Below are 26,806 nucleotides of genomic sequence, written 5' to 3'. Positions count from 1 at the left end.
TTAAGTTTACCCTGATTCCGCCATAACGATGATTTTTTAGGAGTTGTGAACCAGGATTAAGCGGGGAATATGGATCCCATCACCTGGAGAACAATAATGATGAAACCAACGTTTTTTCGCTGGGTAGCGATCGCCGCACTGATGGCAGGCGGCACATTTAGCGTGGCGGCGAACCCGCCAGCCGCTCCGCCAGTGTCCTACGGCGTGGAAGAAGATGTGTTTCATCCCGTGCGGGCGACGCATGGCATGGTGGCATCGGTTGATGCGATGGCCACACGAGTCGGCGTGGATATTCTCAGGCAGGGTGGGAACGCGGTAGATGCCGCGGTGGCGGTGGGTTACGCGCTGGCAGTAACACACCCGCAGGCCGGTAACCTGGGCGGCGGCGGCTTTATGATGCTGCGCACCAAAGACGGTAAAACCACGGCCATCGACTTCCGCGAAATGGCGCCGAATCAGGCATCCCGCGATATGTTTCTTGATGATCAGGGCAACCCGGACAGCAAAAAATCCCTGACCTCTCATCTGGCTTCCGGAACACCAGGCACAGTGGCGGGTTTCTCGCTGGCGCTGGAAAAATATGGCACGTTACCGCTGAACAAAGTGGTACAACCCGCGATTAAACTTGCGCGTGACGGCTTCGTGGTGAACGACGCGTTGGCGGACGATCTCAAAACCTATGGCAGCGAAGTGATCCCTAATCATGAAAACAGTAAAGCGATCTTCTGGAAAGACGGCGAGCCGCTGAAAAAGGGCGACAAGCTGGTGCAGAAAAACCTGGCGAAAAGCCTGGAGCTGATTGCGGAGCACGGGCCGGACGCCTTCTACAAAGGCGCGATTGCCGATCAGATTGCCGAAGAGATGCAAAAGAACGGCGGGCTCATCACCAAGGCGGATCTGGCTGAGTACAAAGCGGTTGAGCGCGAGCCGATTAGCGGAAGCTATCGTGGTTATCAGGTGTTCTCTATGCCGCCGCCGTCTTCCGGCGGGATCCACATCGTGCAGATCCTCAACATTCTTGAAAACTTCGATATGCACAAGTTTGGTTTTGGCAGTGCCGATGCGATGCAGGTAATGACGGAGGCAGAGAAACGGGCCTATGCCGACCGCTCGGAATACCTTGGCGACCCGGATTTCGTCAATGTGCCGTGGCAAGCGCTGACCAATAAAGCCTATGCCAAATCCATCGCCGATCAGATCGATATCAACAGGGCTAAGCCATCGAGTGAGATCCGCCCAGGCAAATTAGCGCCGTATGAAAGTAACCAGACCACGCATTTCTCGGTGGTGGATAAAGACGGTAACGCCGTGGCGGTGACCTATACGCTGAATACTACCTTCGGAACCGGGATTGTGGCGGGGAATAGCGGTATTCTGCTGAACAACGAAATGGATGATTTCTCTGCCAAGCCTGGTGTGCCCAACGTCTACGGGTTAGTGGGGGGCGATGCCAATGCTGTTGGGCCGAAGAAGCGTCCGCTGTCGTCCATGTCGCCAACCATCGTGGTGAAAGATGGCAAAACCTGGCTGGTAACTGGCAGCCCTGGCGGGAGCCGTATTATTACCACCGTGCTTCAGATGGTGGTCAACAGCATCGATTTTGGGATGAATGTGGCTGAAGCGACCAACGCCCCGCGATTACACCATCAGTGGCTGCCGGATGAGTTGCGCGTCGAGAAGGGTTTTAGCCCGGACACGATAAAACTGCTGGAGCAACGCGGACAGAAAGTGGTGGTCAAAGAGGCGATGGGGAGCACTCAGAGCATTATGGTTGGGCCGGAAGGTGTGCTGTTTGGCGCGTCAGATCCGCGTTCTGTGGATGATTTGACGGCGGGGTACTAATGATTTCTCCCTCTCTCCCCGAAGGGGAGAGAGGGAGAACAATCAGGTCACTGTTTCATGCGCGCCATATAGTACGCATCCACATACTCGCCGTTACGCAGGGCGAATTTCTTTCCCGTACCTTCAATTTCAAAGCCAAACTTTCGGTACAGTGCCAGTGCTGGCGGATTATCGGCAAACACTGTTAATTCAATGCGTTCGATACGCATCCAGTTATCACACAGGTTGACCATTTCACGCATTAACGCGCTGCCCACACCGCGCCCCTGTGCGTGCACTGCGACGCTAATACCAAATGTGGCCACATGGCTACGCCGTGGGCTGGCTTCGACCTGGAGCGCTAAATCCCCTACTACGGTATCGTCTATGCAGGCGACCAGGCGTTTTTGGCCTGGCTTAACGATGAGACGCTCCTGCCACATTTCGAGAGAAGGATGAGGTAGTTGTAGCGTGTCGTGATACACCCCGTAATGCATGTAGTTCTGGCGTAAGGCTTCTGCATCTTTCGGTTCAGCGTGGCGTATCACTATCTCACTCATTCCTTAATCCTCAGTCAGTTAAACATCCCTTCCAACATCATTGACTTTAAAATTTGAGTCAACTGCTATTTTTTGCAAAAAGTATTGGACAAGTGCGAATGAGAATGATTATTATTGTCCTGCATTCAGGAAGACCACTACGGGAACCTGAAAGCACGACATTGCTCACATTGCTTCCAGTATTACTTTAGCCAGCTTCTAGCTGGCTTTTTTTTTGGGGTTTTTGTTTCAGCCTGGCTTACTTGCCATTTTGCCTCCGGGAAGTGCTCGCAATCCTCACGCACTCTATGTACGCTCCGGTTGCTGCGCGCTTGCCGTGAGCAGACTGCCTGCGACGTCGACGGCCGATGCGCGAGCAGAGGTATTGCGCTATGGTAAGACGCAGTAACCTTTCAAAAGGACTGAGTCATGACATTACATTGCGCATTTATTGGATTTGGTAAAAGCACCACCCGCTACCACCTGCCGTATGTTCTCAACCGCAAAGACAGCTGGCACGTCGCGCATATCTACCGCCGCAGTGCGAAGCCTGAAGAGCAATCCCCGCAATACTCTCACATTCATTTCACCAGCGATCTCGACGAGGTACTCAACGATCCCCAGGTCAAGCTGGTGGTGGTTTGTACCCACGCGGACAGCCATTTTGACTACGCAAAACGCGCGCTGGAGGCCGGTAAAAACGTGTTGGTGGAAAAGCCGCTCACGCCAACCCTGGCTGAGGCAAAAACGTTGTTTGCGTTGGCAAAAAGCAAAGGGTTGACCGTAACGCCATATCAAAACCGTCGCTTTGACAGCTGCTTCCTGACGGCGAAAAAGGCCATTGAGAGCGGTAAACTTGGCGAGATTGTCGAAATCGAAAGCCACTTCGATTACTACCGCCCGGTGGCGGAAACGAAACCTGGCCTGCCGCAGGATGGCGCGTTTTATGGCCTGGGTGTCCACACCATGGACCAGATCATCTCCCTGTTTGGTCGCCCGGATCATGTTGCCTATGACATCCGCAGCTTGCGCAACAAAGCCAACCCGGATGATACCTTCGAGGCGCAGCTGTTTTATGGCGACCTGAAAGCCATCGTCAAAACCAGCCATCTGGTGAAAATGGATTACCCAAAATTTATCGTCCACGGAACGAAAGGCTCGTTTATCAAATACGGTATCGACCAGCAGGAAACCAGCCTGAAGGCTAATATTATGCCGGGCGAGCCTGGTTTTGCGGCGGATGATTCCGTTGGCGTGCTGGAGTATGTGAATGCCGAAGGCATCACAGTCAAAGAGGCGCTAAAGCCTGAAACCGGTGACTATGGCTTCGTTTACGATGCGCTGTTTGAAACGATAAACCAGGGTACGGCAAATTACGTCAAGGAAACTGAAGTTCTGACCAATCTTGAAATCCTTGAACGTGCCTTTGAACAGGCTTCTCCTGCCACGGTAACCCTCGCCAGATAGGTAAAAAAGACTCCTGCTGGCTTGTTCATAATTTTTGAACAGAGGAGTCAATTTTCACCCTCTATCATCCCTGGCGGTTTGCGTCCACACTGAGTCCATCAAAACGAACTGGGGATGAAAACAATGATCTACTTACGCAAAGCAAACGAACGTGGTCACGCGAATCATGGCTGGCTGGACTCATGGCATTCATTCTCGTTTGCCGATTACTACGACCCGAATTTCATGGGCTTCTCTGCACTGCGGGTTATTAACGACGACGTGATTGATGCAGGCCAGGGCTTCGGGACTCACCCGCACAAAGATATGGAAATCCTGACCTATGTTCTGGAAGGGGCGGTTGAGCACCAGGACAGCATGGGCAATAAAGAGCAGGTTCCGGCGGGTGAATTCCAGATCATGAGTGCAGGTACAGGGATTCGTCACTCCGAATACAACCCAAGCAAAACGGAAAAACTGCATCTGTACCAAATCTGGATCATTCCAGAAGAAACCGGCATCACGCCACGTTATGAGCAACGCCGCTTCGACGCCCTGCAAGGTAAACAGCTGGTGTTGTCTCCGGACGCGCGTGATGGCTCGCTGAAAGTGTATCAGGATATGGAGCTTTTCCGCTGGGCGCTGGCGAAAAACGAACAGTCAGTACATCAGATCGCCGCAAACCGCCGTGTGTGGATCCAGGTGGTGAAAGGCGACGTGACCATCAACGGTACGAAAGCGAGCACCAGTGATGGTCTGGCGATTTGGGATGAACAGGCACTGTCCGTTCATGCTGACAGCGAAAGTGAAATCCTGCTGTTCGACCTGCCGCCGGTGTAATTAATCATAAATAAATGCCCATCCTTCCTTTTGACAGGGGAAGGATGGGCTTTGTCCGTGATAAACTGAGAAAATCTCAAACTCAAGATTTCTCAGGACGATGAAAAAGAAACGCCCCGTACTTCAGGATGTAGCCGATCGCGTCGGCGTGACCAAAATGACGGTCAGCCGTTTTCTACGTAACCCGGAACAGGTTTCCGTGGCATTGCGTGGCAAGATTGCTGCTGCTCTCGATGAACTGGGTTATATCCCCAACCGCGCCCCCGATATTCTCTCGAATGCAACCAGCCGCGCGGTAGGTGTCCTGCTCCCTTCCTTAACCAACCAGGTTTTTGCCGAAGTGTTGCGCGGTATCGAAAGCGTGACGGATGCGTTCGGTTACCAGACAATGCTTGCGCACTATGGGTACAAACCGGATCTGGAAGAAGAACGTCTGGAATCCATGCTTTCCTGGAACATCGACGGGCTGATTTTAACCGAACGTACTCACACTCCCCGAACCCTGAAGATGATTGAAGTCGCCGGTATTCCGGTGGTTGAGCTGATGGACAGCCAGTCTCCTTGCCTCGATATTGCCGTCGGGTTTGATAACTTTGACGCGGCACGTCAGATGACGGCGGCGATCATCGCGCGCGGACATCGGCATATCGCATATCTGGGCGCACGTCTTGATGAACGTACTATCATCAAACAGAAGGGCTACGAGCAGGCGATGCTCGACGCAAACCTCATTCCATACAGCGTGATGGTCGAGCAATCGTCTTCTTACACGTCCGGGATTGAGCTGATGCGCCAGGCGCGCCGCGAGTATCCGCAGCTTGATGGCATCTTCTGTACCAACGATGACCTTGCGGTGGGTGCGGCGTTCGAGTGTCAGCGTCTGGGGCTGAAAATCCCGGACGATATGGCGATTGCCGGTTTCCACGGCCATGACATCGGCCAGGTGATGGAGCCCCGTTTGGCGAGCGTCCTGACGCCGCGTGAACGCATGGGGCGTATTGGTGCGGAACGCCTGCTGGCACGCATTCGTGGTGAAGTGGTTACGCCGAAAATGTTAGATTTAGGTTTCACCTTGTCACCGGGTGGATCAATTTAAGCTGACAAATTTGAAGTAGCTCACACTTATTCATTTCTCGCACGTTTGGATATTGCTTCTCTTTTGCCCCGGCAGGACAATGTTACCGATAACTGTTACCCGTAACAATTGACTGAGGGCCACCCTTTGAGCACGACTAATCATGATCACCACGTTTACGTCCTGATGGGCGTTTCCGGTAGCGGTAAATCTGCCGTGGCTAGCGAAGTGGCGCATCAACTTCAGGCTGCATTCCTTGATGGTGACTTCCTCCATCCGCGCAGCAATATCGTTAAAATGTCTTCCGGCGAGCCGCTGAACGATGACGATCGCAAACCGTGGTTGCAGGCGCTGAATGACGCCGCATTTGCTATGCAGCGCACGAACAAAGTGTCGCTGATTGTCTGCTCTGCACTGAAAAAGAGCTACCGCGACCTGCTGCGCGAAGGCAATCCAAATCTCTCCTTTATCTACATGAAAGGCGATTTCGAGGTTATTGAAAGCCGCCTGAAAGCGCGTAAAGGCCACTTCTTCAAAACCCAGATGCTGGTAACGCAGTTCGAAACGCTGGAAGAGCCGGGCGCAGATGAACGCGATGTACTGATTGTGAATATCGATCAGCCGCTGGACGGTGTTGTGGCAAGCACCATCGAGCTTATTAACAAAAGGCAGTAAGTTTTGACTACATTAACGTTAGTTTTAACGGCAGTCGGCTCTGTTTTGCTGCTGCTGTTTTTAGTCATGAAAGCGCGTATGCACGCTTTCGTTGCTTTGATGGTGGTTTCTATTGGTGCAGGTCTCTTTTCCGGTATGCCGCTCGATAAGATCGCAGCGACCATGGAAAAGGGGATGGGCGGCACGCTGGGTTTCCTGGCGATTGTCGTTGCGCTGGGTGCGATGTTTGGCAAGATTTTGCATGAGACGGGGGCCGTCGACCAGATTGCCGTCAAGATGCTCAAATCGTTCGGGCACAGCCGTGCGCATTATGCTATTGGTCTGGCCGGCCTGATTTGTGCGCTGCCGCTGTTCTTCGAAGTGGCGGTTGTGCTGCTGATTAGCGTAGCCTTCTCAATGGCGCGTCACACCGGTACAAACCTTGTGAAGCTGGTGATTCCGCTGTTCGCGGGTGTTGCGGCGGCGGCGGCGTTTCTGTTGCCGGGGCCTGCGCCGATGCTGCTGGCGTCTCAGATGCACGCTGATTTTGGCTGGATGATCCTGATTGGTCTGTGCGCAGCCATTCCAGGGATGATCATTGCGGGTCCGCTGTGGGGCAACTTCATCAGCCGTTACGTTGAGCTGCATATTCCGGATGACATCACCGAGCCGCACCTTGGCGAAGGCAAAATGCCGTCCTTCGGCTTCAGCCTGTCGCTGATCCTGCTGCCGCTGGTGCTGGTCGGGTTGAAAACCATCGCTGCACGCTTTGTTCCTGTAGGGTCTACGGCTTACGAATGGTTCGAATTTATCGGCCATCCATTCACTGCGATCCTGGTCGCTTGTCTGGTGGCGATTTATGGTCTGGCGATGCGCCAGGGCATGCCGAAAGACCGTGTTATGGAGATCTGTGGTGCTGCACTGCAACCGGCAGGTATTATTCTGCTGGTAATCGGCGCAGGCGGCGTGTTCAAGCAGGTGCTGGTGGATTCCGGCGTCGGCCCGGCACTGGGTGAAGCACTGACCGGGATGGGCCTTCCCATTGCCGTGACCTGCTTCGTGCTGGCGGCGGCGGTGCGTATCATTCAGGGCTCCGCGACCGTGGCGTGTTTAACTGCCGTGGGTCTGGTGATGCCGGTGATTGAACAACTGAACTACTCCGGCGCACAGATGGCGGCACTGTCTATCTGTATCGCGGGCGGCTCGATTGTGGTGTCACACGTAAACGACGCAGGCTTCTGGCTGTTCGGTAAATTTACCGGTGCAACCGAAGCGCAAACCCTGAAAACCTGGACGCTGATGGAAACTATCCTTGGCACGACAGGGGCAATTGTCGGGATGATTGCGTTTACGCTGCTGAGTTAACCTCGTTTTTCACCCTCTCCTTGTGGGAGAGGGTGAAAGCGTTAGCGCCGTCCTGGCTTTTTTACAGCAGCACAATACCCTCATCAGTTCGCAACCCACGCGGCGCTTTCAGCGTATCACTATAAAACCCCACTAAATCCTGCAACACATCTCCTGCGACTCTTTTTTCACTTCCTGACAACGCACGACTCAACAGCAGTTGTGTTAACCGCTGGCAATACCGTCCCGGTTGATCACTTTTCGGCGCAAAACAGGCACATCCAGCGGCAGATCATCCACTGTCAGGCTTGCTTTCAAATGCTCAGGAATGGGGTCCAGAAGCGTTGGCTGGAGCAGGGCGAGGCACATGGATGCGCCTGGAGGGCGGGGATGTTACCTCCGCCCGTCCCCGATAAGCCGGAAGGATTAGCCGAAGACATCGCGAAGCGGTGATTTACCGCCGGGAGCCCGGGTTGCCAGGGGGGTGGCGATTGAGCCACCCTCGCACGTTCACGGGTTATGGTGGTGAAAGAGAAGCATGAAACGTAAGGTGAACAGAATAACCACTGAAGCTGCATGAGCCCTCACCCTAACCCACTCTTCATGGGGGCGAGAGGGCTGATGCACTCACTCCAGCTCTCTCACGGGGGAGAGGGAGAAGGTTAACTCTTCATCCACGCCCGGATCCCATCCAGGAACATTTGCGTCGCCATCATCACCAGAATCAACCCCATCAGGCGTTCCAGCGCATTCACCCCTTTCTCACCCAGCAGGCGCAGGAACAGCGACGACTGCAGCAGGATGATAAAGGTCCCGCCCCAGGCGATCAGCAGTGCAATGACCAGATGGCTCATCTGGTTCGGGTATTGATGCGAAAGCAGCATCAGCGTCGCCAGAATCGTCGGCCCGGCGACCAGAGGAATAGCCAGCGGCACAATGAACGGCTCTTCACCCGCAGGCAGGCCACTGCTGCTCCCTTCAGCGCCTGGAAAAATCATCTTGATGGCAATCAGGAACAGAATAATCCCGCCGGAAATTGAGACCGTTTCGGCGCGCAAATTCAGGAACGCGAGAATCTTTTCGCCGGCGAACAGAAAGATAAACATCACCAACAGGGCGATGAGCAGTTCACGGATCATGATCGCCCGGCGGCGCTTGGGTTCGGTGTGCTTCAGCACCGACATAAAGATAGGCAGGTTTCCGAGTGGATCCATAATCAGGATCAATAAAACCGCGGCGGAAATGATTTCACTCATCTTAAATTATCCCTGATACTTAGTAGTGTTATTCCGATGATTAGCTCTTTTTCTGATTGACGGGCAATCATCGATTAATTTCGCTTGCGACTTTGGCAGCATTTTGTAATGTGAAGCATATCCCAGTTCAATACTGGCTTGCACAAACAGCACACACCTCTGCAGGAAAAAAATGCTATGAAAAACGTTGGTTTTATCGGCTGGCGCGGTATGGTCGGCTCTGTACTCATGCAACGCATGGTTGAAGAGCGCGATTTCGACGCCATCCGCCCAGTCTTCTTCTCCACTTCTCAGCTTGGCCAGGCTGCGCCATCTTTTGGTGGTAGCACAGGCACGTTGCAGGATGCTTACGATCTGGAAGCGCTGAAGGCACTCGACATTATTGTCACGTGCCAGGGCGGCGATTATACCAACGAAATCTATCCAAAGCTGCGTGAAAGCGGCTGGCAGGGCTACTGGATTGACGCGGCCTCTTCGCTGCGCATGAAAGACGATGCCATCATTATTCTCGACCCGGTTAACCAGGGTGTGATCACCGATGGTCTGAACAACGGCGTAAAAACCTTTGTCGGCGGTAACTGTACCGTCAGCCTGATGCTGATGTCCCTCGGCGGTCTGTTCGCCCAGGATCTGGTTGAATGGGTGTCTGTTGCAACATACCAGGCGGCTTCCGGCGGCGGCGCACGCCACATGCGCGAACTGCTGACCCAGATGGGCCAGTTGCACCACAGCGTTGCGAACGAGCTGGCAAACCCGGCGTCCGCAATTCTTGATATCGAACGTAAAGTCACCCAGTTGACCCGCAGTGGCGAGCTGCCAGTGGATAACTTTGGCGTACCGCTGGCCGGTGGCCTGATCCCGTGGATCGACAAACAGCTGGATAACGGCCAGACCCGTGAAGAGTGGAAGGGCCAGGCCGAGACCAACAAAATTCTCAATACGGCTTCGGCGATCCCGGTTGATGGTCTGTGCGTGCGTATCGGCGCACTGCGCTGCCACAGTCAGGCATTCACCATTAAACTGAAAAAAGATGTGTCTATTCCGACCGTGGAAGAACTGCTGGCCGCGCACAACCCGTGGGCGAAAGTGATTCCGAACGATCGTGATATCACTATGCGCGAACTGACCCCGGCTGCCGTTACTGGCACATTGACTACCCCAGTGGGACGTCTGCGCAAACTGAACATGGGGCCAGAATTCCTGTCCGCGTTCACCGTCGGCGACCAGCTTTTGTGGGGCGCTGCTGAGCCGCTGCGCCGCATGCTGCGCCAGCTGGCGTAATAATTTGTTATAGAGTGGGGGGGTGATTGTCGCCCCCTTTTTTTGCGTAATACATGGAGTAAAACGCGTATGTCTTATTTTTTATCAGGAGCCATTTAGAGCGTTGGCTATGCTTTAAGCAGGATGTTTTACATTTTGCCTGGAGGTAGGACGGAGCAGAAAGGATGCACAAATTAGTGCTGCCCCGTTCAGGTCATCATAAAAGAGACGTTTCCGCGCGCTTAAAAGGGAGCGATCTCAAAAAAACAGGAAGAACACCATGTCCGATCGTATGGATAGAGACGTGATTAATGCGCTTATTGCGGGTCATTTTGCCGACCCTTTTTCTGTTCTGGGGATGCACCAGACAGAGGCTGGACTGGAGGTCCGGGCTTTGTTACCGGACGCCACAGAAGTCTGGGTCATTGAACCTAAAACCGGGCGTAAAGTCGGCCAACTGGAATGCCTCGACTCGCGCGGCTTCTTTTCGGGCATCATGCCCCGTCGTAAAAACCCTTTCCGTTATCAGCTTGCCGTTGTCTGGCATGGCCAGCAAAATCTGATTGATGATCCCTACAGCTTTGGCCCTCTGTTACAAGAGATGGATGCCTGGCTGTTGTCTGAAGGTACACATTTACGTCCCTATGAAACGTTGGGTGCGCATGCCGATACAATGGATGGCGTCACCGGGACACGGTTTGCTGTGTGGGCGCCTAATGCACAACGCGTTTCTGTTGTCGGACAATTCAACTACTGGGATGGCCGCCGTCACCCTATGCGCCTGCGTCGCGAAACCGGTATCTGGGAGCTGTTTATCCCTGGCGCACACAATGGTCAGCTCTATAAATTTGAGATGATCGATGCACACGGTAAGCTGCGAATTAAGGCTGACCCGTATGCTTTCGAAGCACAGATGCGGCCGGATACCGCCTCGTTGATTTGTGGTCTGCCGGAAAAAATTACCCAGAGTGAGGAGCGTAAACAGGCAAACCGCTTTGACGCGCCCATCTCTGTCTATGAAGTCCATCTCGGTTCCTGGCGACGCCACACGGATAACAACTTCTGGCTCAGCTATCGCGAGTTAGCCGATCAGCTTGTGCCGTATGCCAAATGGATGGGGTTTACCCACCTGGAGCTGCTGCCGGTTAATGAACATCCGTTCGACGGTAGCTGGGGTTATCAGCCTACCGGGCTGTATGCGCCAACACGCCGCTTCGGGACGCGTGATGACTTCCGCTATTTTATCAGTGCCGCACACGCTGCCGGGCTGAACGTGATCCTCGACTGGGTTCCGGGTCATTTCCCGTCGGATGCATTTGGTTTGGCCGAGTTTGACGGTACGCATTTATACGAGCACAGCGACCCGCGTGAAGGTTACCACCAGGACTGGAATACCCTGATTTACAACTATGGTCGTCGTGAAGTGACGAACTATCTCGTCGGGAATGCGCTGTACTGGATCGAACGCTTCGGTATTGATGCCCTGCGTGTCGATGCCGTGGCGTCGATGATCTATCGCGATTACAGCCGTAAAGAGGGCGAGTGGATCCCGAATGAATATGGTGGTCGTGAAAATCTGGAAGCTATCGAATTCCTGCGTAATACCAACCGTATTCTCGGTGAACAGGTTGAGGGCGCGGTGACGATGGCAGAGGAGTCGACCGATTTTCCTGGTGTCTCTCGTCCACCGTCAATGGGAGGGCTGGGGTTCTGGTACAAATGGAACCTGGGCTGGATGCATGACACGCTCGACTACATGAAACTCGACCCGGTTCATCGTCAGTATCATCACGATAAGCTCACCTTCGGGATGCTCTACAACAACACCGAAAACTTTATGTTGCCGCTGTCTCACGACGAAGTGGTTCATGGCAAAAAATCCATTCTCGACCGCATGCCGGGTGACGCGTGGCAGAAGTTCGCCAACCTGCGCGCTTACTATGGCTGGATGTTCGCCTTCCCTGGTAAAAAACTGCTGTTCATGGGCAATGAGTTTGCTCAGGGGCGCGAGTGGAACCACGACTCAAGCCTTGACTGGCATCTGCTGGAAGGGGGTGACAACTGGCATCACGGTGTACAGCGTCTGGTGCGCGACCTGAACCACACTTATCGTCACCATAAAGCGCTGCACGAGCTCGACTTTGATTCGTATGGTTTTGAGTGGCTGGTGGTGGATGACCACGAGCGCTCGGTGTTTGTTTTTGTTCGCCGGGATAAAGCGGGCAACGAAATTATCGTCGCCAGCAACTTTACGCCTGTACCACGCCATCACTACCGCTTCGGCATTAACCAGCCGGGCAAATGGCGCGAAGTGCTGAATACCGATTCTATGCACTATCACGGCAGTAATGCCGGTAACGGTGGCCTGGTACAAAGCGATGCGATTGAAAGCCACGGACGTCCGAACTCGCTAAGCCTGACGCTGCCACCTTTGAGCACTATCTGGCTGGTTCGGGAGGGGGAATGACGCAACTCACGACAGGTAGACCCGAGCCGCTCGGGGCACGTTTTGATGGAAAGGGGGTGAACTTTACCCTCTTTTCTGCCCATGCGGAGCGAGTTGAACTCTGTGTGTTTGACGGCGAAGGTAACGAACATCGTTATGACTTGCCAGCTCGCACAGGGGATACCTGGCACGGGTATCTGGCCGGGGGAAGGCCGGGGATGCATTACGGCTTTCGCGTTCACGGCCCGTGGGAACCGTCGCAGGGGCACTGGTTTAATTCGGCGAAACTGCTGATTGACCCTTGCGCGCATCGCGTCGATGGCGATCTAAAAGACGACCCGGTGCTGCACGTGGGGTACGGTGAACCCGATCACCGGGACAGTGCATCAATCGTGCCGAAAAGTGTTGTCGTGAGCGATCTCTATGACTGGGAAGATGACGCTTCGCCTGATACGCCGTGGGGCAATACGGTGATCTACGAAGCGCACGTCAAAGGGCTGACGTACCTGCATCCGTCAATTCCCAAAGAGATGCGCGGAACGTATAAAGCGCTCGCCCATCCGGTGATGATTGCGTATCTCAAACACCTCGGGATCACCGCACTGGAACTGCTGCCCGTGGCGCATTTCAGCAGTGAACCGCGGCTGCAGCGGCTGGGGCTGAGTAACTACTGGGGCTACAACCCGTTGGCTATGTTTGCGCTTGAACCGCGCTATGCCACCCAGCCTGAAAAAGCCAGAGATGAGTTCCGCGATGCGGTGAAGGCGCTGCACCAGGCGGGTATTGAGGTCATTCTGGATGTGGTGCTGAACCACAGCGCGGAAAGCGATCTCGATGGGCCAACGCTCTCCCTGCGCGGAATTGATAACCGTAGCTATTATTGGATCAGGGAGGATGGCGATTACTACAACTGGACCGGTTGCGGTAACACGCTCAACCTGAGCCATCCTGCGGTGACGCATTATGCGTATGAATGCCTGAAATATTGGGTCGAAACGTATCACATCGATGGTTTCCGTTTCGATTTGGCGTCTGTCATGGGGCGTACGCCAGCGTTTACCCAGCAAGCACCGCTGTTTGAGGCCATTAAACATTGTCCTGTGCTGTCGCGGCTCAAGCTGATAGCCGAGCCGTGGGACATTGGTGAGGGGGGTTATCAGGTGGGGAATTTCCCGCCGCTGTTTGCCGAGTGGAACGATCATTATCGCGATGCCACACGTCGTTTCTGGCTGGAGAGAAATCTGTCGTTGGGTGAGTTTGCCGGGCGCTTTGCGGCCTCCAGCGACCTGTTCAAACGTGATGGAAAGTTACCCTCTGCCACCATCAATCTGGTGACAGCGCACGACGGTTTTACCCTACGCGACTGTGTTTGTTTCAATCAGAAACATAATGAGGCAAATGGCGAAGAAAATCGCGATGGCACTAACAATAACCATAGCTCCAACCATGGTATAGAAGGATTAGGCGGGAGTCAGGATGTTATTGAGCGGCGACGCGCCAGCATCCATGCGTTGCTTACGACGCTGCTGCTTTCGCAAGGGACGCCTATGCTGCTGGCGGGCGATGAGCATGGTCACAGTCAGCATGGCAACAACAACGCGTATTGCCAGGATAACACCTTAACCTGGCTGGCGTGGGAACAGGCGAACAGCGGCCTGGCGCATTTCACTGCTGCACTGATTCGCCTGCGACAGACCATACCTGCGCTCACCGCCAACCAGTGGTGGGAAGAGGGCGATGGCAACGTTGTCTGGCTAAACAAAGAGGCGCAGCCACTGAGTGCAGAAGAGTGGCAAAGCGGAATGCCATGCCTGCAAATCCTGCTTTCGGAACGCTGGCTTATCACGTTAAACGCCACGCAGGACGTGGTTAATTTTGTATTACCTGATGGGGCGTGGCACGCCATTCCCCCTTTTGCCGGAGAGGATAACCCGGTCGTAATGGCAGTCTGGCATGGGCCTGCGCACGGAGTGTGCGTGTTCCAGAGATGATAAAAAAGGAGTTAGTCATGGTTAGATTAGATAAGAACGATCCGTTAATGTTGGCGCGCCAGCTCCCATTAAAATCTGTTGCCCTGATACTTGCTGGTGGTCGCGGTACTCGTCTGAAAGATTTGACGATCAAACGCGCCAAACCTGCCGTCCATTTTGGCGGTAAATTTCGTATTATCGATTTTGCACTGTCCAACTGTCTGAACTCAGGTATTCGCCGCATTGGCGTAATCACCCAATACCAGTCCCACACGCTGGTACAACACATCCAGCGTGGCTGGTCTTTCTTTAGCGAACAGATGAATGAGTTTGTCGATCTGCTTCCTGCCCAACAGCGTGTACACGGTGAAAACTGGTATCGCGGGACGGCAGATGCGGTAACGCAAAACCTCGACATTATTCGCCGCTATAACGCCGAATACATCGTGATCCTCGCGGGTGACCATATCTACAAGCAAGATTACTCGCGCATGTTGATCGACCATGTCGAAAAAGGGGCACGTTGCACCGTGGCTTGTATGCCTGTGCCTATTGAAGAGGCAAAGGCATTTGGTGTGATGGCTGTTGATGAAAACGACAAGATCATCGAATTCGTTGAAAAACCCGCTAATCCGCCTGCAATGCCGGGAGATGCAACCAAATCGCTGGCCAGCATGGGGATCTATATCTTTGATGCAGATTACCTTTATGAGTTGCTGGAAGCCGATGACGGGGATGAACAGTCCAGCCATGATTTCGGTAAGGATATCATTCCGAAAATCACCAAAGCTGGCATGGCTTATGCACATCCTTTCCCATTGTCCTGCGTACAGTCAGATCCGAACTCTGAACCTTACTGGCGCGATGTGGGAACACTGGAAGCATACTGGAAAGCAAACCTCGATCTGGCATCCGTCACACCTGAACTGGATATGTACGATCAGAACTGGCCGATTCGCACCCACATGGAATCACTCCCGCCAGCCAAATTCGTGCAGGACCGTTCGGGTAGCCACGGCATGACGCTGAACTCGCTGGTCTCTGGCGGGTGCATTATCTCTGGATCTGTGGTGGTGCAGTCCGTGCTGTTCCCACGCGTGCGTGTGAACTCATTCTGTAATATCGATTCGGCAGTATTGTTGCCGGATGTCTGGGTAGGGCGTTCGTGCCGCTTACGCCGTTGCGTGATTGACCGTGCCTGCGTCATTCCTGAAGGGATGGTGATTGGGGAGAATGCGGAAGAGGATGCGCGCCGTTTCTACCGCTCCGAGGAAGGTATCGTACTGGTTACACGTGAAATGCTGCGGAAACTGCAGGTCAAACAGGAGCGATAATGCAGGTTTTACACGTATGTTCAGAGATGTTCCCGTTATTGAAAACGGGCGGTCTGGCAGATGTCATTGGCGCACTGCCGGCAGCACAAATTGCCGGTGGTGTGGATGCACGAGTCCTGCTTCCCGCTTTTCCGGATATCCGACGCGGTATTCCTGATGCTCAGGTTGTGACCCGTCGCGATACCTTTGCCGGGCGTATTACATTGCTGTTTGGACATTACAATGGCGTAGGTATTTACCTGATTGACGCGCCGCATTTATACAACAGACCGGGCAGTCCGTACCACGATACCAACCTGTTCGCCTACCCGGATAACGTGCTGCGGTTTGCGTTACTGGGCTGGGTGGGGGCGGAAATGGCCGTCGGACTGGACCCGTTCTGGCGTCCTGATGTGGTACATGCGCATGACTGGCATGCGGGGCTTGCCCCTGCTTATCTGGCGGCGCGTGGTCATCCCGCCAAATCGGTCTTTACGGTGCACAATCTGGCGTATCAGGGCATGTATTACGCCCATCATATGAATGACATCGATCTGCCATGGTCGTTCTATAACATGCACGGCCTGGAATTTAAGGGACAGATTTCCTTCCTGAAAGCCGGGCTGTACTACGCCGACCACATTACGGCGGTTAGCCCGACGTATGCCCGTGAAATTACCGAAGCACAGTTTGGCTATGGTCTGGAAGGGTTGCTCAGTCAGCGTCATCGTGAAGGACGACTCTCGGGAATTCTGAACGGCGTTGATGAAAAAATCTGGAGCCCGGAAACCGACCTTCTGTTGGCTTCACGCTATGGCCGGGATTCGGTCGAAGATAAGGCCGAAAACAAGCGTCAGTTGCAAATTGCGATGGGGCTGAAGGTGAATGACAAAGCGCCGCTGTTTGCCGTGGTGAGCCGCCTGACCAGTCAAAAAGGGCTGGATCTGGTGCTGGAAGCCCTGCCGGGGTTACTGGAGCAGGGAGGCCAGTTGGCGCTGCTGGGTGCAGGCGATCCGGTGTTGCAGGAAGGTTTCCTCGCTGCCGCAGCGGAACATCCGGGTCAGGTTGGGGTGCAGATCGGTTATCACGAAGCCTTTTCACACCGCATTATGGGCGGTGCTGATGTGATCCTCGTACCGAGCCGCTTTGAGCCTTGTGGTCTGACGCAGTTGTACGGGCTGAAATACGGCACGTTGCCGCTGGTGCGACGGACCGGCGGGCTGGCGGATACCGTGTCTGACAGTTCACTGGAAAATCTGGCGGACGGAATCGCCAGCGGGTTTGTTTTTGAAGACAGTAATGCCTGGTCGCTACTTCGGGCGATTCGGCGTGCTTTCGTATTGTGGTCCCGTCCTTCTTTGTGGCGTTACGTTCAACGCCAGGCGATGGCCATGGATTTTAGTTGGCACGTTGCGGCGCAGTCATACCGCGATCTCTATCAACGCTTGATGTAACGAGGCGGAGTCACAGATATGAATGCACCTTTTAGCTACTCTTCACCCACACTCAGTATTGAGGCGTTGAAGCACTCCATCGCCTATAAGCTGATGTTCACCATCGGGAAAGATCCGGTTATCGCCAATAAACACGAGTGGCTGAACGCCACACTGTTTGCGGTGCGTGACCGTTTAGTTGAACGCTGGCTGCGCTCCAACCGCGCGCAGTTATCACAGGAAACACGCCAGGTTTACTACCTGTCGATGGAGTTTTTGATTGGCCGTACGCTCTCCAACGCACTGTTGTCGCTGGGTATCTATGACGATGTGAAAAATGCGCTGGAAGAGATGGGGCTGGATTTAGAAGAGCTGATAGACGAAGAGAACGACCCCGGTCTTGGCAACGGTGGCCTGGGCCGTCTCGCAGCCTGTTTCCTCGATTCGTTGGCGACGCTTGCGCTGCCGGGCCGTGGGTATGGCATCCGTTATGATTACGGCATGTTCAAACAAAATATCGTCGACGGACGCCAGAAAGAGTCTCCGGACTACTGGCTGGAGTATGGCAACCCGTGGGAGTTCAAACGCCACAACACCCGTTATAAAGTGCGCTTTGGTGGCCGAATTCAGCAGGAAGGGAAAAAATCACGCTGGGTTGAAACCGAAGAGATCCTGGCTGTTGCCTACGATCAGATCATTCCGGGCTACGATACCGATGCCACCAACACGCTACGCCTGTGGAGTGCCCAGGCCAGTAGCGAGATCAACCTGGGTAAATTTAACCAGGGCGACTACTTCGCCGCAGTGGAAGATAAAAACCACTCCGAGAACGTATCTCGTGTGCTCTACCCGGATGACTCCACCAACTCCGGGCGTGAACTGCGTCTGCGCCAGGAGTATTTCCTGGTCTCCTCGACGATTCAGGACATCCTGAGCCGTCACTACCAGTTGCACAAAACCTACAACAACCTCGCGGAAAAAACCGCTATCCACCTGAATGACACCCACCCGGTGCTGTCGATTCCTGAGTTGATGCGCCTGCTGATTGACGAGCACAAGTTCAGCTGGGATGACGCGTTTGAAGTGACCTGCCAGGTCTTCTCCTACACCAACCACACGCTGATGAGTGAAGCGCTGGAAACCTGGCCAGTCGATATGCTGGGCAAAATTCTGCCACGTCACCTGCAAATCATCTTTGAAATTAACGACTACTTCCTGAAAACGCTTCAGGAACAGTATCCGAACGACACCGGCCTGCTGAGCCGTGCATCGATCATTGATGAGTCCAATGGCCGCCGTGTACGCATGGCCTGGCTGGCGGTGGTGATCAGCCACAAGGTGAATGGGGTATCTGAGTTGCACTCCAACCTGATGGTGCAGTCGTTATTTGCCGATTTCGCCAAAATTTTCCCGACGCGTTTCTGCAACGTGACCAACGGCGTCACCCCACGTCGCTGGCTGGCGCTGGCTAATAAACCGTTATCGGAAGTTCTGGATGAAAACATCGGTCGAACATGGCGTACGGATTTAGGTCAGTTGAGCGAGCTTGAGCAGCACATTGATTTCCCGACGGTGAATAAAGCTGTGCGTGAAGCCAAACTGCTGAACAAAAAGCGCCTGTCAGTATACCTGGCGATGCATCTCAACGTAGTGGCGAACCCGAAAGCGTTGTTTGATGTACAGATCAAACGTATTCATGAATACAAACGTCAACTGATGAATGTGTTGCATGTGATCACCCGCTATAACCGGATCAAGGCCGATCCTGATGCCGAGTGGGTTCCACGCGTGAACATCTTTGCCGGTAAGGCCGCCTCGGCGTACTACATGGCGAAGCACATTATTCATCTCATCAATGATGTGGCCAAAGTGGTGAATAACGATCCGCAGATTGGCGATAAGCTGAAGATTGTGTTTATCCCGAACTACAGCGTGAGCCTGGCGCAGTTGATCATTCCGGCGGCAGATCTCTCAGAGCAGATTTCACTCGCCGGGACGGAAGCTTCCGGGACCAGCAACATGAAATTTGCCCTGAACGGTGCGCTGACTATCGGTACGCTGGATGGTGCAAACGTTGAGATGCTGGAGCATGTTGGGGCAGACAACATCTTTATCTTTGGTAATACGGCGGAAGAAGTGGAGGCATTGCGTAAGAAGGGCTACAAACCGCGCGATTTTTACGAGCAGGATGAAGAGCTCCGTGAAGTGTTGACGCAAATCGCTACCGGGTTGTTTAACCCAGAAGAACCTGGCCGCTACCGTGATCTCGTGGATTCACTGATTAACTTTGGCGATCACTACCAGGTACTGGCGGATTACCGCAGCTACGTGGACTGTCAGGACAAGGTGGATGAGCTTTACCGCCAGCAGGAGAAGTGGACCAGTGCCGCGATGTATAACATCGCCAATATGGGGTATTTCTCGTCTGACAGGACCATTAAAGAGTACGCCGAGACAATTTGGCATATCGATCCTGTGCGGTTGTAAAAGCAAAGCGGCAACCCTGGTTGCCGCTTTTAATGTTTGCGCCCTCTCCCAACGGGAGAGGGCATAAGGCCGAACGTATTACGACGCTAACGACAGCTCACGCTTTCCCGCATGTTGCAGTAACCACTGGGCCACGCGAGACTGCTGTTCAGCATTCAGCCACATCCCTTCTTTGGTACGACGCCAGATAGCATCATCCAGTCGGCGCACCCATTCGTGTTCAACCAGATAGCGCAGCTCTGCTTCGTACAGCTCGTGTCCGAAATGCTCGCCCAGGTCGGAGATCTCTTTTGCCTCGCCCAAAATCCACTCGGTGTTGCTGCCATAGGTGCGGGCATAATGGCGAGCCATGGATTCGGTAATGAACGGGTAACGACGGCGCAGCTTCGCCGCAAAGTCATCCCGGTTGCCGCCGATTTCACCACCAGGCAGTACCGCGCCTTTGGTCCACGCCGGGCCGATGCCTTTATAGTACGGAACCAGTTTTTCCAGCGCATGCTCGGCCAGCTTGCGATAGGTTGTGAGCTTCCCGCCAAATACAGAAAGCAGGGGAGCCTGACCATCGACATCATGAATATCGAGCGTGTAGTCGCGCGTGATTGCCTGTGGAGAGTCGGATTCGTCATCGCACAACGGACGCACGCCTGAATAGGTCCAGACGATATCATTGCGGGCCAGCTGTTTCTTAAAGTGGGCGTTGTACACTTTCAGCAGGTAGTTAATCTCGCTCTCATCGATCTCGACATTTTTCGGGTCGCCTTTGTACTCCACATCGGTTGTGCCGATGATCGAGAACTCGTCCATCCACGGAATGACAAACACAATGCGCTTATCTTCGTTTTGCAGGATGTAGGCCTGTTTTTGGGTGTGTACGCGCGGCACGACAATATGGCTGCCTTTAATCAGGCGGATCCCGTATGGGGAAGGCAGGTGCATGCCATCGTCAAAGAACTGTTTCACCCACGGGCCGGTAGCATTCACCAGACCGCGTGCTTTCCAGCTGAATTTCTCGCCGGTATCGACATCTTCCGCTTCAACAATCCACAGGCCGTTTTCACGGCGGGCTGCCGTTGCACGAGTGCGGGTTTTCACTTCACCGCCTTTCTTCTGCACCATCTGCGCATTGGCAAGAACCAGACGGGCATCATCCACCCAACAGTCGGAATATTCGAATCCGCGCACGATTTCAGGTTTAAGCACTGATTCTGAGCCAAAACGCAAACCACCTGAGCCCGGCAGGCTGGTGCGTTTACCCAGGTGATCGTACATAAACAGCCCAATGCGGATCATCCATGCCGGACGGAGGTGTGGACGGTGGGGAAGACGAAAGCGCATCGGGATGGCCAGATGGGGAGCCATTTTCAACAGAACTTCACGTTCTGCCAGCGCCTCACTGACGAGGCGAAACTCGTAGTGTTCCAGGTAGCGCAGGCCTCCGTGGATCAGTTTTGAGCTGGCGGACGATGTCGCACAGGCGAGATCGTTGGCTTCCAGCATCAGTACCGATAACCCGCGTCCTGCGGCATCGACTGCAATACCTGCACCGTTGATGCCACCGCCTATTACAATCAGATCTTTGGTTTCCATGTCACCCTCATGCACTTTCGTTAAAGCTCAAAAATGTTCGATATCGCTCATAATAGCAAAGGCTCGCGCTTTTGGTAACATCAAAAAAACAATTTAGAGTGATATGGATAACATAATGGCGTTTACCCGCCGCCAGGACGTACACTAGAGGGTAAAATAATGCCTCCTCTCCCCAGACGGACGAGGGAATGATTTGCTCCTTCTTCCTTGAAGGGAGAGGGCCGGGGTGAGAGCATCAGACCGCACCCAACCTGAATAATGTAAAGAGAACAGCATGGATCATTTTGAATGTATTAACGTAGAAGAAGCCCATCAGAAAATGCACCAGGGAACGGCGGTGCTGGTGGATATTCGTGATCCGCAAAGTTTCGCTATGGGCCATACGCCGGGCGCATTTCATCTGACTAACGACTCTCTGGGCGCGTTTATGCGCGATAACGACTTCGAAACGCCGGTGATGGTGATGTGCTACCACGGCAACAGCAGCAAAGGGGCGGCGCAGTATCTGCTCCAGCAAGGTTATGATGCAGTTTATAGTGTCGACGGCGGCTTTGACGCCTGGCATCGCCATTTCCCGGCAGAAGTTGAGCACGCGTTTGGCGGCTAAAACCATTCGCTCTATACTGTCCCCTTTTGTGTGGAAATAAGCGACTGCTGCGATGCTGATGATTACCTCTTTTACCAACCCGCGCGTCGCCCAGGCGTTTGTCGATTATATGGCGACGCAGGGCGTTATTCTGACCGTCCAGCAACATACACAGACTGATGTCTGGCTGGCTGACGAAAGCCAGGCTGAGCGTGTAAACGCTGAGCTGGCGCGTTTCCTTGAGAACCCCGCAGACCCTCGCTATCTGGCGGCAAGCTGGCAATCTGGCCATACGGGCAGCGGATTGCACTATCGCCGTTTTCCTTTTATTGCCACGGTACGTGAACGCGCAGGCCCCTTTACGCTGCTGCTGATGGCCGCTTGTATCCTGGTGTTCATTATTATGAACGTGGTGGGCGATCAGCCGGTAATGTTGCTGCTGGCCTGGCCTTACGATCCCTCTGTGCAGTTTGATGTCTGGCGCTATTTTACCCACGCGCTGATGCACTTTTCTGTTATGCATATTCTTTTCAACCTGCTGTGGTGGTGGTATCTCGGCGGCGCGGTTGAAAAGCGTCTGGGCAGCGGTAAGTTGATTGTCATTACGGTAATCAGCGCCTTGTTAAGCGGTTATGTGCAGCATAAATTCAGTGGCCCATGGTTTGGCGGGCTTTCTGGCGTGGTGTATGCCTTAATGGGGTATGTCTGGCTCAGAGGTGAGCGCGATCCGCAAAGCGGCATCTATCTGCAACGCGGTTTAATCACCTTTGCATTAGTATGGTTAGTCGCCGGATGGTTTGATCTGTTTGGTATGTCTATCGCCAACGGTGCGCACGTAACCGGACTGGCTGTCGGGCTGGCAATGGCATTTGCTGATACGCTGCATGCGCGGAAACGAACATAATTCCAGGGATTTTTCATGAAACAAACACAACGTCATGACGCCATTATCGATCTGGTAAAAAAACAGGGATACGTCAGTACCGAAGAGCTCGTCGAGCAATTTGCGGTGAGCCCACAAACGATTCGTCGTGACCTGAACGATCTGGCCGATCAAAACCGCATTCTGCGTCACCACGGTGGGGCTGCTCTGCCATCCAGTTCTGTAAATACCCCATGGCATGACCGTAAATCGACACAGACAGCAGAAAAAGAACGGATTGCCCGCAAAGTCGCCAGCCAGATCCCGAATGGCGCAACGCTGTTTATCGACATCGGGACGACGCCAGAGGCGGTTGCCCATGCGTTGCTGGAGCATGAGAACCTGCGTGTGGTGACAAACAACCTGAACGTTGCCAATACGCTGATGAAGAAAGATGATTTCCGCATCATTCTGGCGGGGGGAGAACTGCGTAGCCGTGACGGGGGGATTATTGGGGAGGCAACGCTCGATTTCATCTCCCAGTTCCGTCTTGATTTCGGCATTCTGGGGATCAGTGGCATCGATAGTGATGGTTCCCTGCTGGAGTTTGATTACCACGAAGTTCGTACGAAGCGCGCGATTATTGAGAATTCGCGTCACGTTATGCTGGTGGTGGACCACTCTAAATTTGGCCGTAACGCGATGGTAAACATGGGCAGCATCAGTATGGTGGATGCCGTCTACACCGACGTGATGCCGCCAGCGGGAGTGTTGCAGGTGATTAAAGATAATAATTTGCAGCTAGAACTGTGCTGATAAGCCTGCCGCCTCTCTCCCTGTGGAAGAGAGGCGGTGAGGGCAACAGGCCGCAAAGAACCTACACGCCATACCCCATCATCTTCAACAGCTGCTGCGCATGTTGCACTGCATCCTGACGATGCGCGACACCGAGTTTCTGATACAGATTACGAATGTGCGTTTTGATGGTGGTCGCTGCAACCGCCAGTTCACCGGCAATCTGTTCGTTGCTGTAACCAGAGTAAATCAGCCCCAGAACCTGCCATTCACGCTGAGTGAGCGGACTGGTGCGGATAAGTTCCGGGACTTCCGGGTGGTTCAGCAGACGTTCAACAAAGTTCTCATCAAAGTGCGCAAACTTGTGACGGTGATGCTGGTTAATCTCACGCAAAATTCGCTGGGCACGATGCTGGTCCAGCTCCGGCAGCGTATTGAGCTGAATAAGCTGGCGTAACTGCTGTGCCATAACCTCACCTTCAATCACAAAGTGACTGATGAATCCGGTCCGGTTCGCGAGCTGTAGCGCTTCGAGCAATACGCGCTGTGCATCATTTTTGCGGTCTGCCTGCCAGTAAAGCTGGTTGAGCAGTAGCAGGTTGCGATTCAGATCGCTCATCAGGCGCAGGCTGCGTGCGTTTTCGTTCAACTCCTCCAGCACCATCTCTGCAGGCTCAAATTCACCCAGCAGGATCTGGACGCGCGCGATATTGCGCCACTGGCTTTGCAGGAAATGGTTATTCGCAAACTCGGGCTTTGGCGTCTGACGCAGCCAGTTGGCGGCGGCTTTTTTGTCACCGGTCATTTGCCAGTAAATCACCCGGACTTTATCGGCATTTGAGACCCAGTCACTGTGATACTGACCGTTACCCAGCAGGTTTTCCAGACGGTTAAGGTGGTTACGGGCATTGTCCAGATCGCCGCGTGCCAGCGAACATTGCACCAGCAACGCCAGGCATTGCAACTGCTGCTGGGGCTGGAAGCTTGAGAGCACGTCAACACCCTGGCGGGCGCAGCTTTCAGCTTCATCCAGGCGAGACCAGGCCCACAACAGTTGAGCGCGAATGCGCAGCAGGAACTCATGCATCGGCAACTGCTCCAGATGCTGATCGCGGATCAACTGGAACGCTTTCTCCTGGTTTTCCCAGGCCGCCTGCAGGAAGCCCTGAGCGAACAGGATTTCGCTTTGCTGTATCAGGCTCCATAACGCGTAGTGCCAGACATCATGACGGCGGGCCATCTGCTCTGTTTGCTGCATCAGGGAAAGTGAACGCGTGAGGTCGCCTTTGCAGTGCAATACTTCGCCGTGAACCGAGGTGGCGACGATACGGCTGTAGAAGTTAGCTAACGGCAGTTCGTCGAGGGCGACCATCGCCAGGCGTTCAGCCTCTTCCTGATCGCCGTCGTTGATCGCTACCTGCGCACGCAAGGCATTAAACTCGCCGTGCAGCGTGGCATCCATCTCACTTTCCATTTCCTGTTCAGCACGGGCGAGCAGGGTATTCACTTCACTGTAGCGATGCTGGCTCTGCATCAGCCAGGCCTGCAACAGGACCAGACGCGGATTTTCCAGCAGACTTTCCCACGGCAGGGCTTTTAACGACTCTTCGAGCAACGTCAGCTCGCTGTGGTTGAATAATCCCCAGGCGTGATTGAGCAGGATATCGCGCAACATACTGGCATCACCGGCGGCGAGCGCATGGTGAATCGCTTCACTTGGGAATCCTTGCGCCATCCAGCTTTCGGCGGCAGCGCGGTGAATTTCAGGTAGCTCAACGGCAAGTTCCCACTGGCAACGCTGGCGTAAGAAGTTGCCAAACAACGGGTGGTAGCAGAACCATTCGCCAGGATCGTCCATACGTTGCAGGAATAACCCCTGACGCTCGATCTCTTCGAGCTGTAGCTGGCCGTTTTCGATACCCGTGACGCGCACAATCAGCGCATCATTCATGGAACGAAGAAGGGAACTTTTCAGCAGAAACTGGCGTGTTGAGGCGTCAACGCTGTCCAGAACTTCATCCACCAGATAGTCAGACAGATGAGAGGCATTAATCCCGGCCAGACGCCGCGCCGACTGGTGCGTTGGGCTATTGTTCTGGCGGGCGGAGAGGGCGATAAGCTGCAGTGCGGTGGCCCAACCCGCGACATCATCGCAAAGACGACTGCTTTCGGCTGCTTCAATAGGCGACGTCAGACGACAATCAAAGAACTGTTTAGCTTCCTGATGGGTAAAGGCAAGCTGCTGGCTTCCGACTTCCAGCAATTGATCGCGAACACGCAGGTTAGCAATACCCAGTTGCGGCAGATTGCGTGACAGTACGACCAGGGTCAGGTTCTCTGGCTGATGGCGCAGGAAGAAGCGCATGGACTCATGGATGACCGGATTGGTGATCAGATGATAATCATCAATGACCACATAAAGTGGGCGATGCCACTCTGCAAGTTCGATAAAGAGTTGAGAGAACAGCGAAGACAGGCTCGCATATTGGCGTTTTTGCACCATGACTTCGCTGGTGACACAGTGCCCGTTGGTTGCCTGCTGAATAGCCGCAATGAGGTAACTGGCAAAACGCTCTTGCTGGTTATCGCCCTCATCAAGGGAGTACCAGCCAAGATCGCTTTTCCCTGCTGCCCATTGCGAAATGAGCGTTGTTTTTCCATAACCTGCAGGACTCGTAACCAGCGCCAGTCGGAAATTATGCGCGCCGGAAAGTTTAGCCAACAGACGCTCGCGAACCACCGTGTGGTCAAGACGAACCGGGCGACTTAATTTGGACGGAATCAACATATTTTTCACTTCACTGTGGGGAACGAGGAATTTGATTTTTTTTGCGCTTCGTAATTAATAGATATAAGGTCGGCCAGAAAGGGAACTATTGCAAGTTATGTCCGGGTTTTGTGCCTCTGAATTTGCACTCTGTCACAAAATTATTTAGATAACGGTGGGAACTTTTTTAAATGGCTTACATACCGCGTGGATGCTGGCTTGTATGCATTTGGTGCGGTTATCCTGAAACGGGTTTCAGAACGGTATAGTGACGTAAAAGTTAATAAAGCCCCGGTAAAGTTAAGCCAGCTTAATACCGTACTGA

The 26,806-nt window shown here is 53.7% G+C and carries 19 protein-coding genes and 1 pseudogene; 15 read left to right on the top strand and 5 right to left on the bottom strand.

Annotated elements, in window-relative coordinates:
- Positions 1 to 96: 96 nt before the first annotated feature.
- On the top strand, positions 97 to 1,842 hold the full coding sequence (ggt, locus tag HV346_RS21500; protein ID WP_181621193.1) for a gamma-glutamyltransferase: 1,746 nt from the start codon (positions 97 to 99) through the stop codon (positions 1,840 to 1,842).
- Positions 1,843 to 1,889: 47 nt separating this feature from the next.
- Here ggt and yhhY read toward each other — a convergent pair whose 3' ends face one another.
- A complete protein-coding gene (yhhY, locus tag HV346_RS21495; protein WP_181621192.1) occupies positions 1,890 to 2,381 on the bottom strand; it encodes an N-acetyltransferase in 492 nt (163 codons plus the stop codon).
- A gap of 408 nt (positions 2,382 to 2,789) precedes the next feature.
- On the opposite strand from yhhY, the gene HV346_RS21490 reads away from it, so the two are divergent.
- The 5 genes from HV346_RS21490 to gntU all read left to right on the top strand — a co-directional run bounded on the left by HV346_RS21490 (position 2,790) and on the right by gntU (position 7,740).
- Positions 2,790 to 3,827, top strand: coding sequence for an oxidoreductase (locus HV346_RS21490; protein ID WP_181621191.1), 1,038 nt, complete (start codon positions 2,790 to 2,792; stop codon positions 3,825 to 3,827).
- A 123-nt stretch (positions 3,828 to 3,950) separates the two neighbouring features.
- On the top strand, positions 3,951 to 4,646 hold the full coding sequence (locus HV346_RS21485) for a pirin family protein (RefSeq protein WP_181621190.1): 696 nt from the start codon (positions 3,951 to 3,953) through the stop codon (positions 4,644 to 4,646).
- A gap of 100 nt (positions 4,647 to 4,746) precedes the next feature.
- Entirely contained in the window at positions 4,747 to 5,742 is a 996-nt protein-coding gene (gntR, locus tag HV346_RS21480) for a gluconate operon transcriptional repressor GntR (protein ID WP_181621188.1), read from the top strand.
- A gap of 126 nt (positions 5,743 to 5,868) precedes the next feature.
- Positions 5,869 to 6,396, top strand: a complete 528-nt coding sequence (gene gntK / locus HV346_RS21475; protein WP_181621187.1) for a gluconokinase — start codon at positions 5,869 to 5,871, stop codon at positions 6,394 to 6,396.
- Positions 6,397 to 6,399: 3 nt separating this feature from the next.
- A complete protein-coding gene (gene gntU, locus HV346_RS21470; protein WP_181621186.1) occupies positions 6,400 to 7,740 on the top strand; it encodes a gluconate transporter in 1,341 nt (446 codons plus the stop codon).
- Between the two features lie 61 nt (positions 7,741 to 7,801).
- Here the strand turns inward: gntU and HV346_RS21465 are convergent.
- Positions 7,802 to 8,091 (bottom strand): annotated as a pseudogene (locus HV346_RS21465) (hypothetical protein); the annotation flags it as partial.
- Between the two features lie 290 nt (positions 8,092 to 8,381).
- Complete coding sequence (locus tag HV346_RS21460; RefSeq protein ID WP_181621184.1) at positions 8,382 to 8,975, bottom strand: YhgN family NAAT transporter; 594 nt, start codon at positions 8,973 to 8,975, stop codon at positions 8,382 to 8,384.
- A 177-nt stretch (positions 8,976 to 9,152) separates the two neighbouring features.
- On the opposite strand from HV346_RS21460, the gene asd reads away from it, so the two are divergent.
- From asd to glgP, 6 genes are all read left to right on the top strand, one after another.
- Positions 9,153 to 10,256: an aspartate-semialdehyde dehydrogenase gene (gene asd / locus HV346_RS21455; RefSeq protein ID WP_181621182.1), complete on the top strand. Its 1,104-nt coding sequence runs from the start codon at positions 9,153 to 9,155 to the stop codon at positions 10,254 to 10,256.
- 259 nt (positions 10,257 to 10,515) lie between these two features.
- Entirely contained in the window at positions 10,516 to 12,702 is a 2,187-nt protein-coding gene (gene glgB, locus HV346_RS21450) for a 1,4-alpha-glucan branching enzyme (protein WP_181621181.1), read from the top strand.
- On the top strand, positions 12,699 to 14,672 hold the full coding sequence (gene glgX / locus HV346_RS21445) for a glycogen debranching protein GlgX (RefSeq protein ID WP_181621179.1): 1,974 nt from the start codon (positions 12,699 to 12,701) through the stop codon (positions 14,670 to 14,672). The genes glgB and glgX overlap by 4 nt, the downstream gene beginning before the upstream one ends.
- A 17-nt stretch (positions 14,673 to 14,689) precedes the next feature.
- Positions 14,690 to 15,985 carry a glucose-1-phosphate adenylyltransferase gene (gene glgC, locus HV346_RS21440; protein WP_181621178.1) on the top strand — a complete coding sequence of 432 codons (1,296 nt, stop codon included), beginning with the start codon at positions 14,690 to 14,692 and terminating at the stop codon, positions 15,983 to 15,985.
- Entirely contained in the window at positions 15,985 to 17,418 is a 1,434-nt protein-coding gene (gene glgA, locus HV346_RS21435; protein ID WP_181621177.1) for a glycogen synthase GlgA, read from the top strand. Before glgC ends, glgA begins: the two co-directional genes overlap by 1 nt.
- Positions 17,419 to 17,436: 18 nt before the next feature.
- A complete protein-coding gene (glgP, locus tag HV346_RS21430) occupies positions 17,437 to 19,884 on the top strand; it encodes a glycogen phosphorylase (RefSeq protein WP_181621176.1) in 2,448 nt (815 codons plus the stop codon).
- 78 nt (positions 19,885 to 19,962) lie between these two features.
- Here glgP and glpD read toward each other — a convergent pair whose 3' ends face one another.
- On the bottom strand, positions 19,963 to 21,471 hold the full coding sequence (glpD, locus tag HV346_RS21425) for a glycerol-3-phosphate dehydrogenase (RefSeq protein WP_181621175.1): 1,509 nt from the start codon (positions 21,469 to 21,471) through the stop codon (positions 19,963 to 19,965).
- Positions 21,472 to 21,745: 274 nt separating this feature from the next.
- On the opposite strand from glpD, the gene glpE reads away from it, so the two are divergent.
- From glpE to HV346_RS21410, 3 genes are read left to right on the top strand one after another with little or no spacing between them, the layout of a single operon-like run.
- Positions 21,746 to 22,078: a thiosulfate sulfurtransferase GlpE gene (gene glpE / locus HV346_RS21420; protein WP_181621174.1), complete on the top strand. Its 333-nt coding sequence runs from the start codon at positions 21,746 to 21,748 to the stop codon at positions 22,076 to 22,078.
- A gap of 52 nt (positions 22,079 to 22,130) precedes the next feature.
- Complete coding sequence (glpG, locus tag HV346_RS21415; RefSeq protein ID WP_181621173.1) at positions 22,131 to 22,961, top strand: rhomboid family intramembrane serine protease GlpG; 831 nt, start codon at positions 22,131 to 22,133, stop codon at positions 22,959 to 22,961.
- Positions 22,962 to 22,976: 15 nt separating this feature from the next.
- A complete protein-coding gene (locus HV346_RS21410; protein ID WP_181621171.1) occupies positions 22,977 to 23,735 on the top strand; it encodes a DeoR/GlpR family transcriptional regulator in 759 nt (252 codons plus the stop codon).
- A 61-nt stretch (positions 23,736 to 23,796) separates the two neighbouring features.
- Here HV346_RS21410 and malT read toward each other — a convergent pair whose 3' ends face one another.
- Positions 23,797 to 26,502 carry an HTH-type transcriptional regulator MalT gene (gene malT, locus HV346_RS21405; RefSeq protein ID WP_181621170.1) on the bottom strand — a complete coding sequence of 902 codons (2,706 nt, stop codon included), beginning with the start codon at positions 26,500 to 26,502 and terminating at the stop codon, positions 23,797 to 23,799.
- Between the last annotated feature and the right edge of the window lie 304 nt (positions 26,503 to 26,806).

The sequence above is a fragment of the Enterobacter sp. RHBSTW-00994 genome (assembly GCF_013782625.1).
Lineage (GTDB): Bacteria > Pseudomonadota > Gammaproteobacteria > Enterobacterales > Enterobacteriaceae > Enterobacter.
The sequence above is the reverse complement of the archived record's forward strand: the minus strand, read 5'-3'. Positions and strand labels throughout refer to the sequence as shown.

Excerpts from the sequence above, each read along its gene's own strand:
- glpD (WP_181621175.1), bottom strand. The coding sequence starts at position 21,471 with ATGGAAACCAAAGATCTGATTGTAATAGGCGGTGGCATCAACGGTGCA.
- HV346_RS21410 (WP_181621171.1), top strand. The coding sequence starts at position 22,977 with ATGAAACAAACACAACGTCATGACGCCATTATCGATCTGGTAAAAAAA.
- glgB (WP_181621181.1), top strand. The coding sequence starts at position 10,516 with ATGTCCGATCGTATGGATAGAGACGTGATTAATGCGCTTATTGCGGGT.
- ggt (WP_181621193.1), top strand. The coding sequence starts at position 97 with ATGATGAAACCAACGTTTTTTCGCTGGGTAGCGATCGCCGCACTGATG.
- asd (WP_181621182.1), top strand. The coding sequence starts at position 9,153 with ATGAAAAACGTTGGTTTTATCGGCTGGCGCGGTATGGTCGGCTCTGTA.
- gntR (WP_181621188.1), top strand. The coding sequence starts at position 4,747 with ATGAAAAAGAAACGCCCCGTACTTCAGGATGTAGCCGATCGCGTCGGC.
- glpG (WP_181621173.1), top strand. The coding sequence starts at position 22,131 with ATGCTGATGATTACCTCTTTTACCAACCCGCGCGTCGCCCAGGCGTTT.
- yhhY (WP_181621192.1), bottom strand. The coding sequence starts at position 2,381 with ATGAGTGAGATAGTGATACGCCACGCTGAACCGAAAGATGCAGAAGCC.
- glgX (WP_181621179.1), top strand. The coding sequence starts at position 12,699 with ATGACGCAACTCACGACAGGTAGACCCGAGCCGCTCGGGGCACGTTTT.
- HV346_RS21490 (WP_181621191.1), top strand. The coding sequence starts at position 2,790 with ATGACATTACATTGCGCATTTATTGGATTTGGTAAAAGCACCACCCGC.
- HV346_RS21460 (WP_181621184.1), bottom strand. The coding sequence starts at position 8,975 with ATGAGTGAAATCATTTCCGCCGCGGTTTTATTGATCCTGATTATGGAT.
- HV346_RS21485 (WP_181621190.1), top strand. The coding sequence starts at position 3,951 with ATGATCTACTTACGCAAAGCAAACGAACGTGGTCACGCGAATCATGGC.
- glgP (WP_181621176.1), top strand. The coding sequence starts at position 17,437 with ATGAATGCACCTTTTAGCTACTCTTCACCCACACTCAGTATTGAGGCG.
- glgC (WP_181621178.1), top strand. The coding sequence starts at position 14,690 with ATGGTTAGATTAGATAAGAACGATCCGTTAATGTTGGCGCGCCAGCTC.
- malT (WP_181621170.1), bottom strand. The coding sequence starts at position 26,502 with ATGTTGATTCCGTCCAAATTAAGTCGCCCGGTTCGTCTTGACCACACG.
- glpE (WP_181621174.1), top strand. The coding sequence starts at position 21,746 with ATGGATCATTTTGAATGTATTAACGTAGAAGAAGCCCATCAGAAAATG.
- glgA (WP_181621177.1), top strand. The coding sequence starts at position 15,985 with ATGCAGGTTTTACACGTATGTTCAGAGATGTTCCCGTTATTGAAAACG.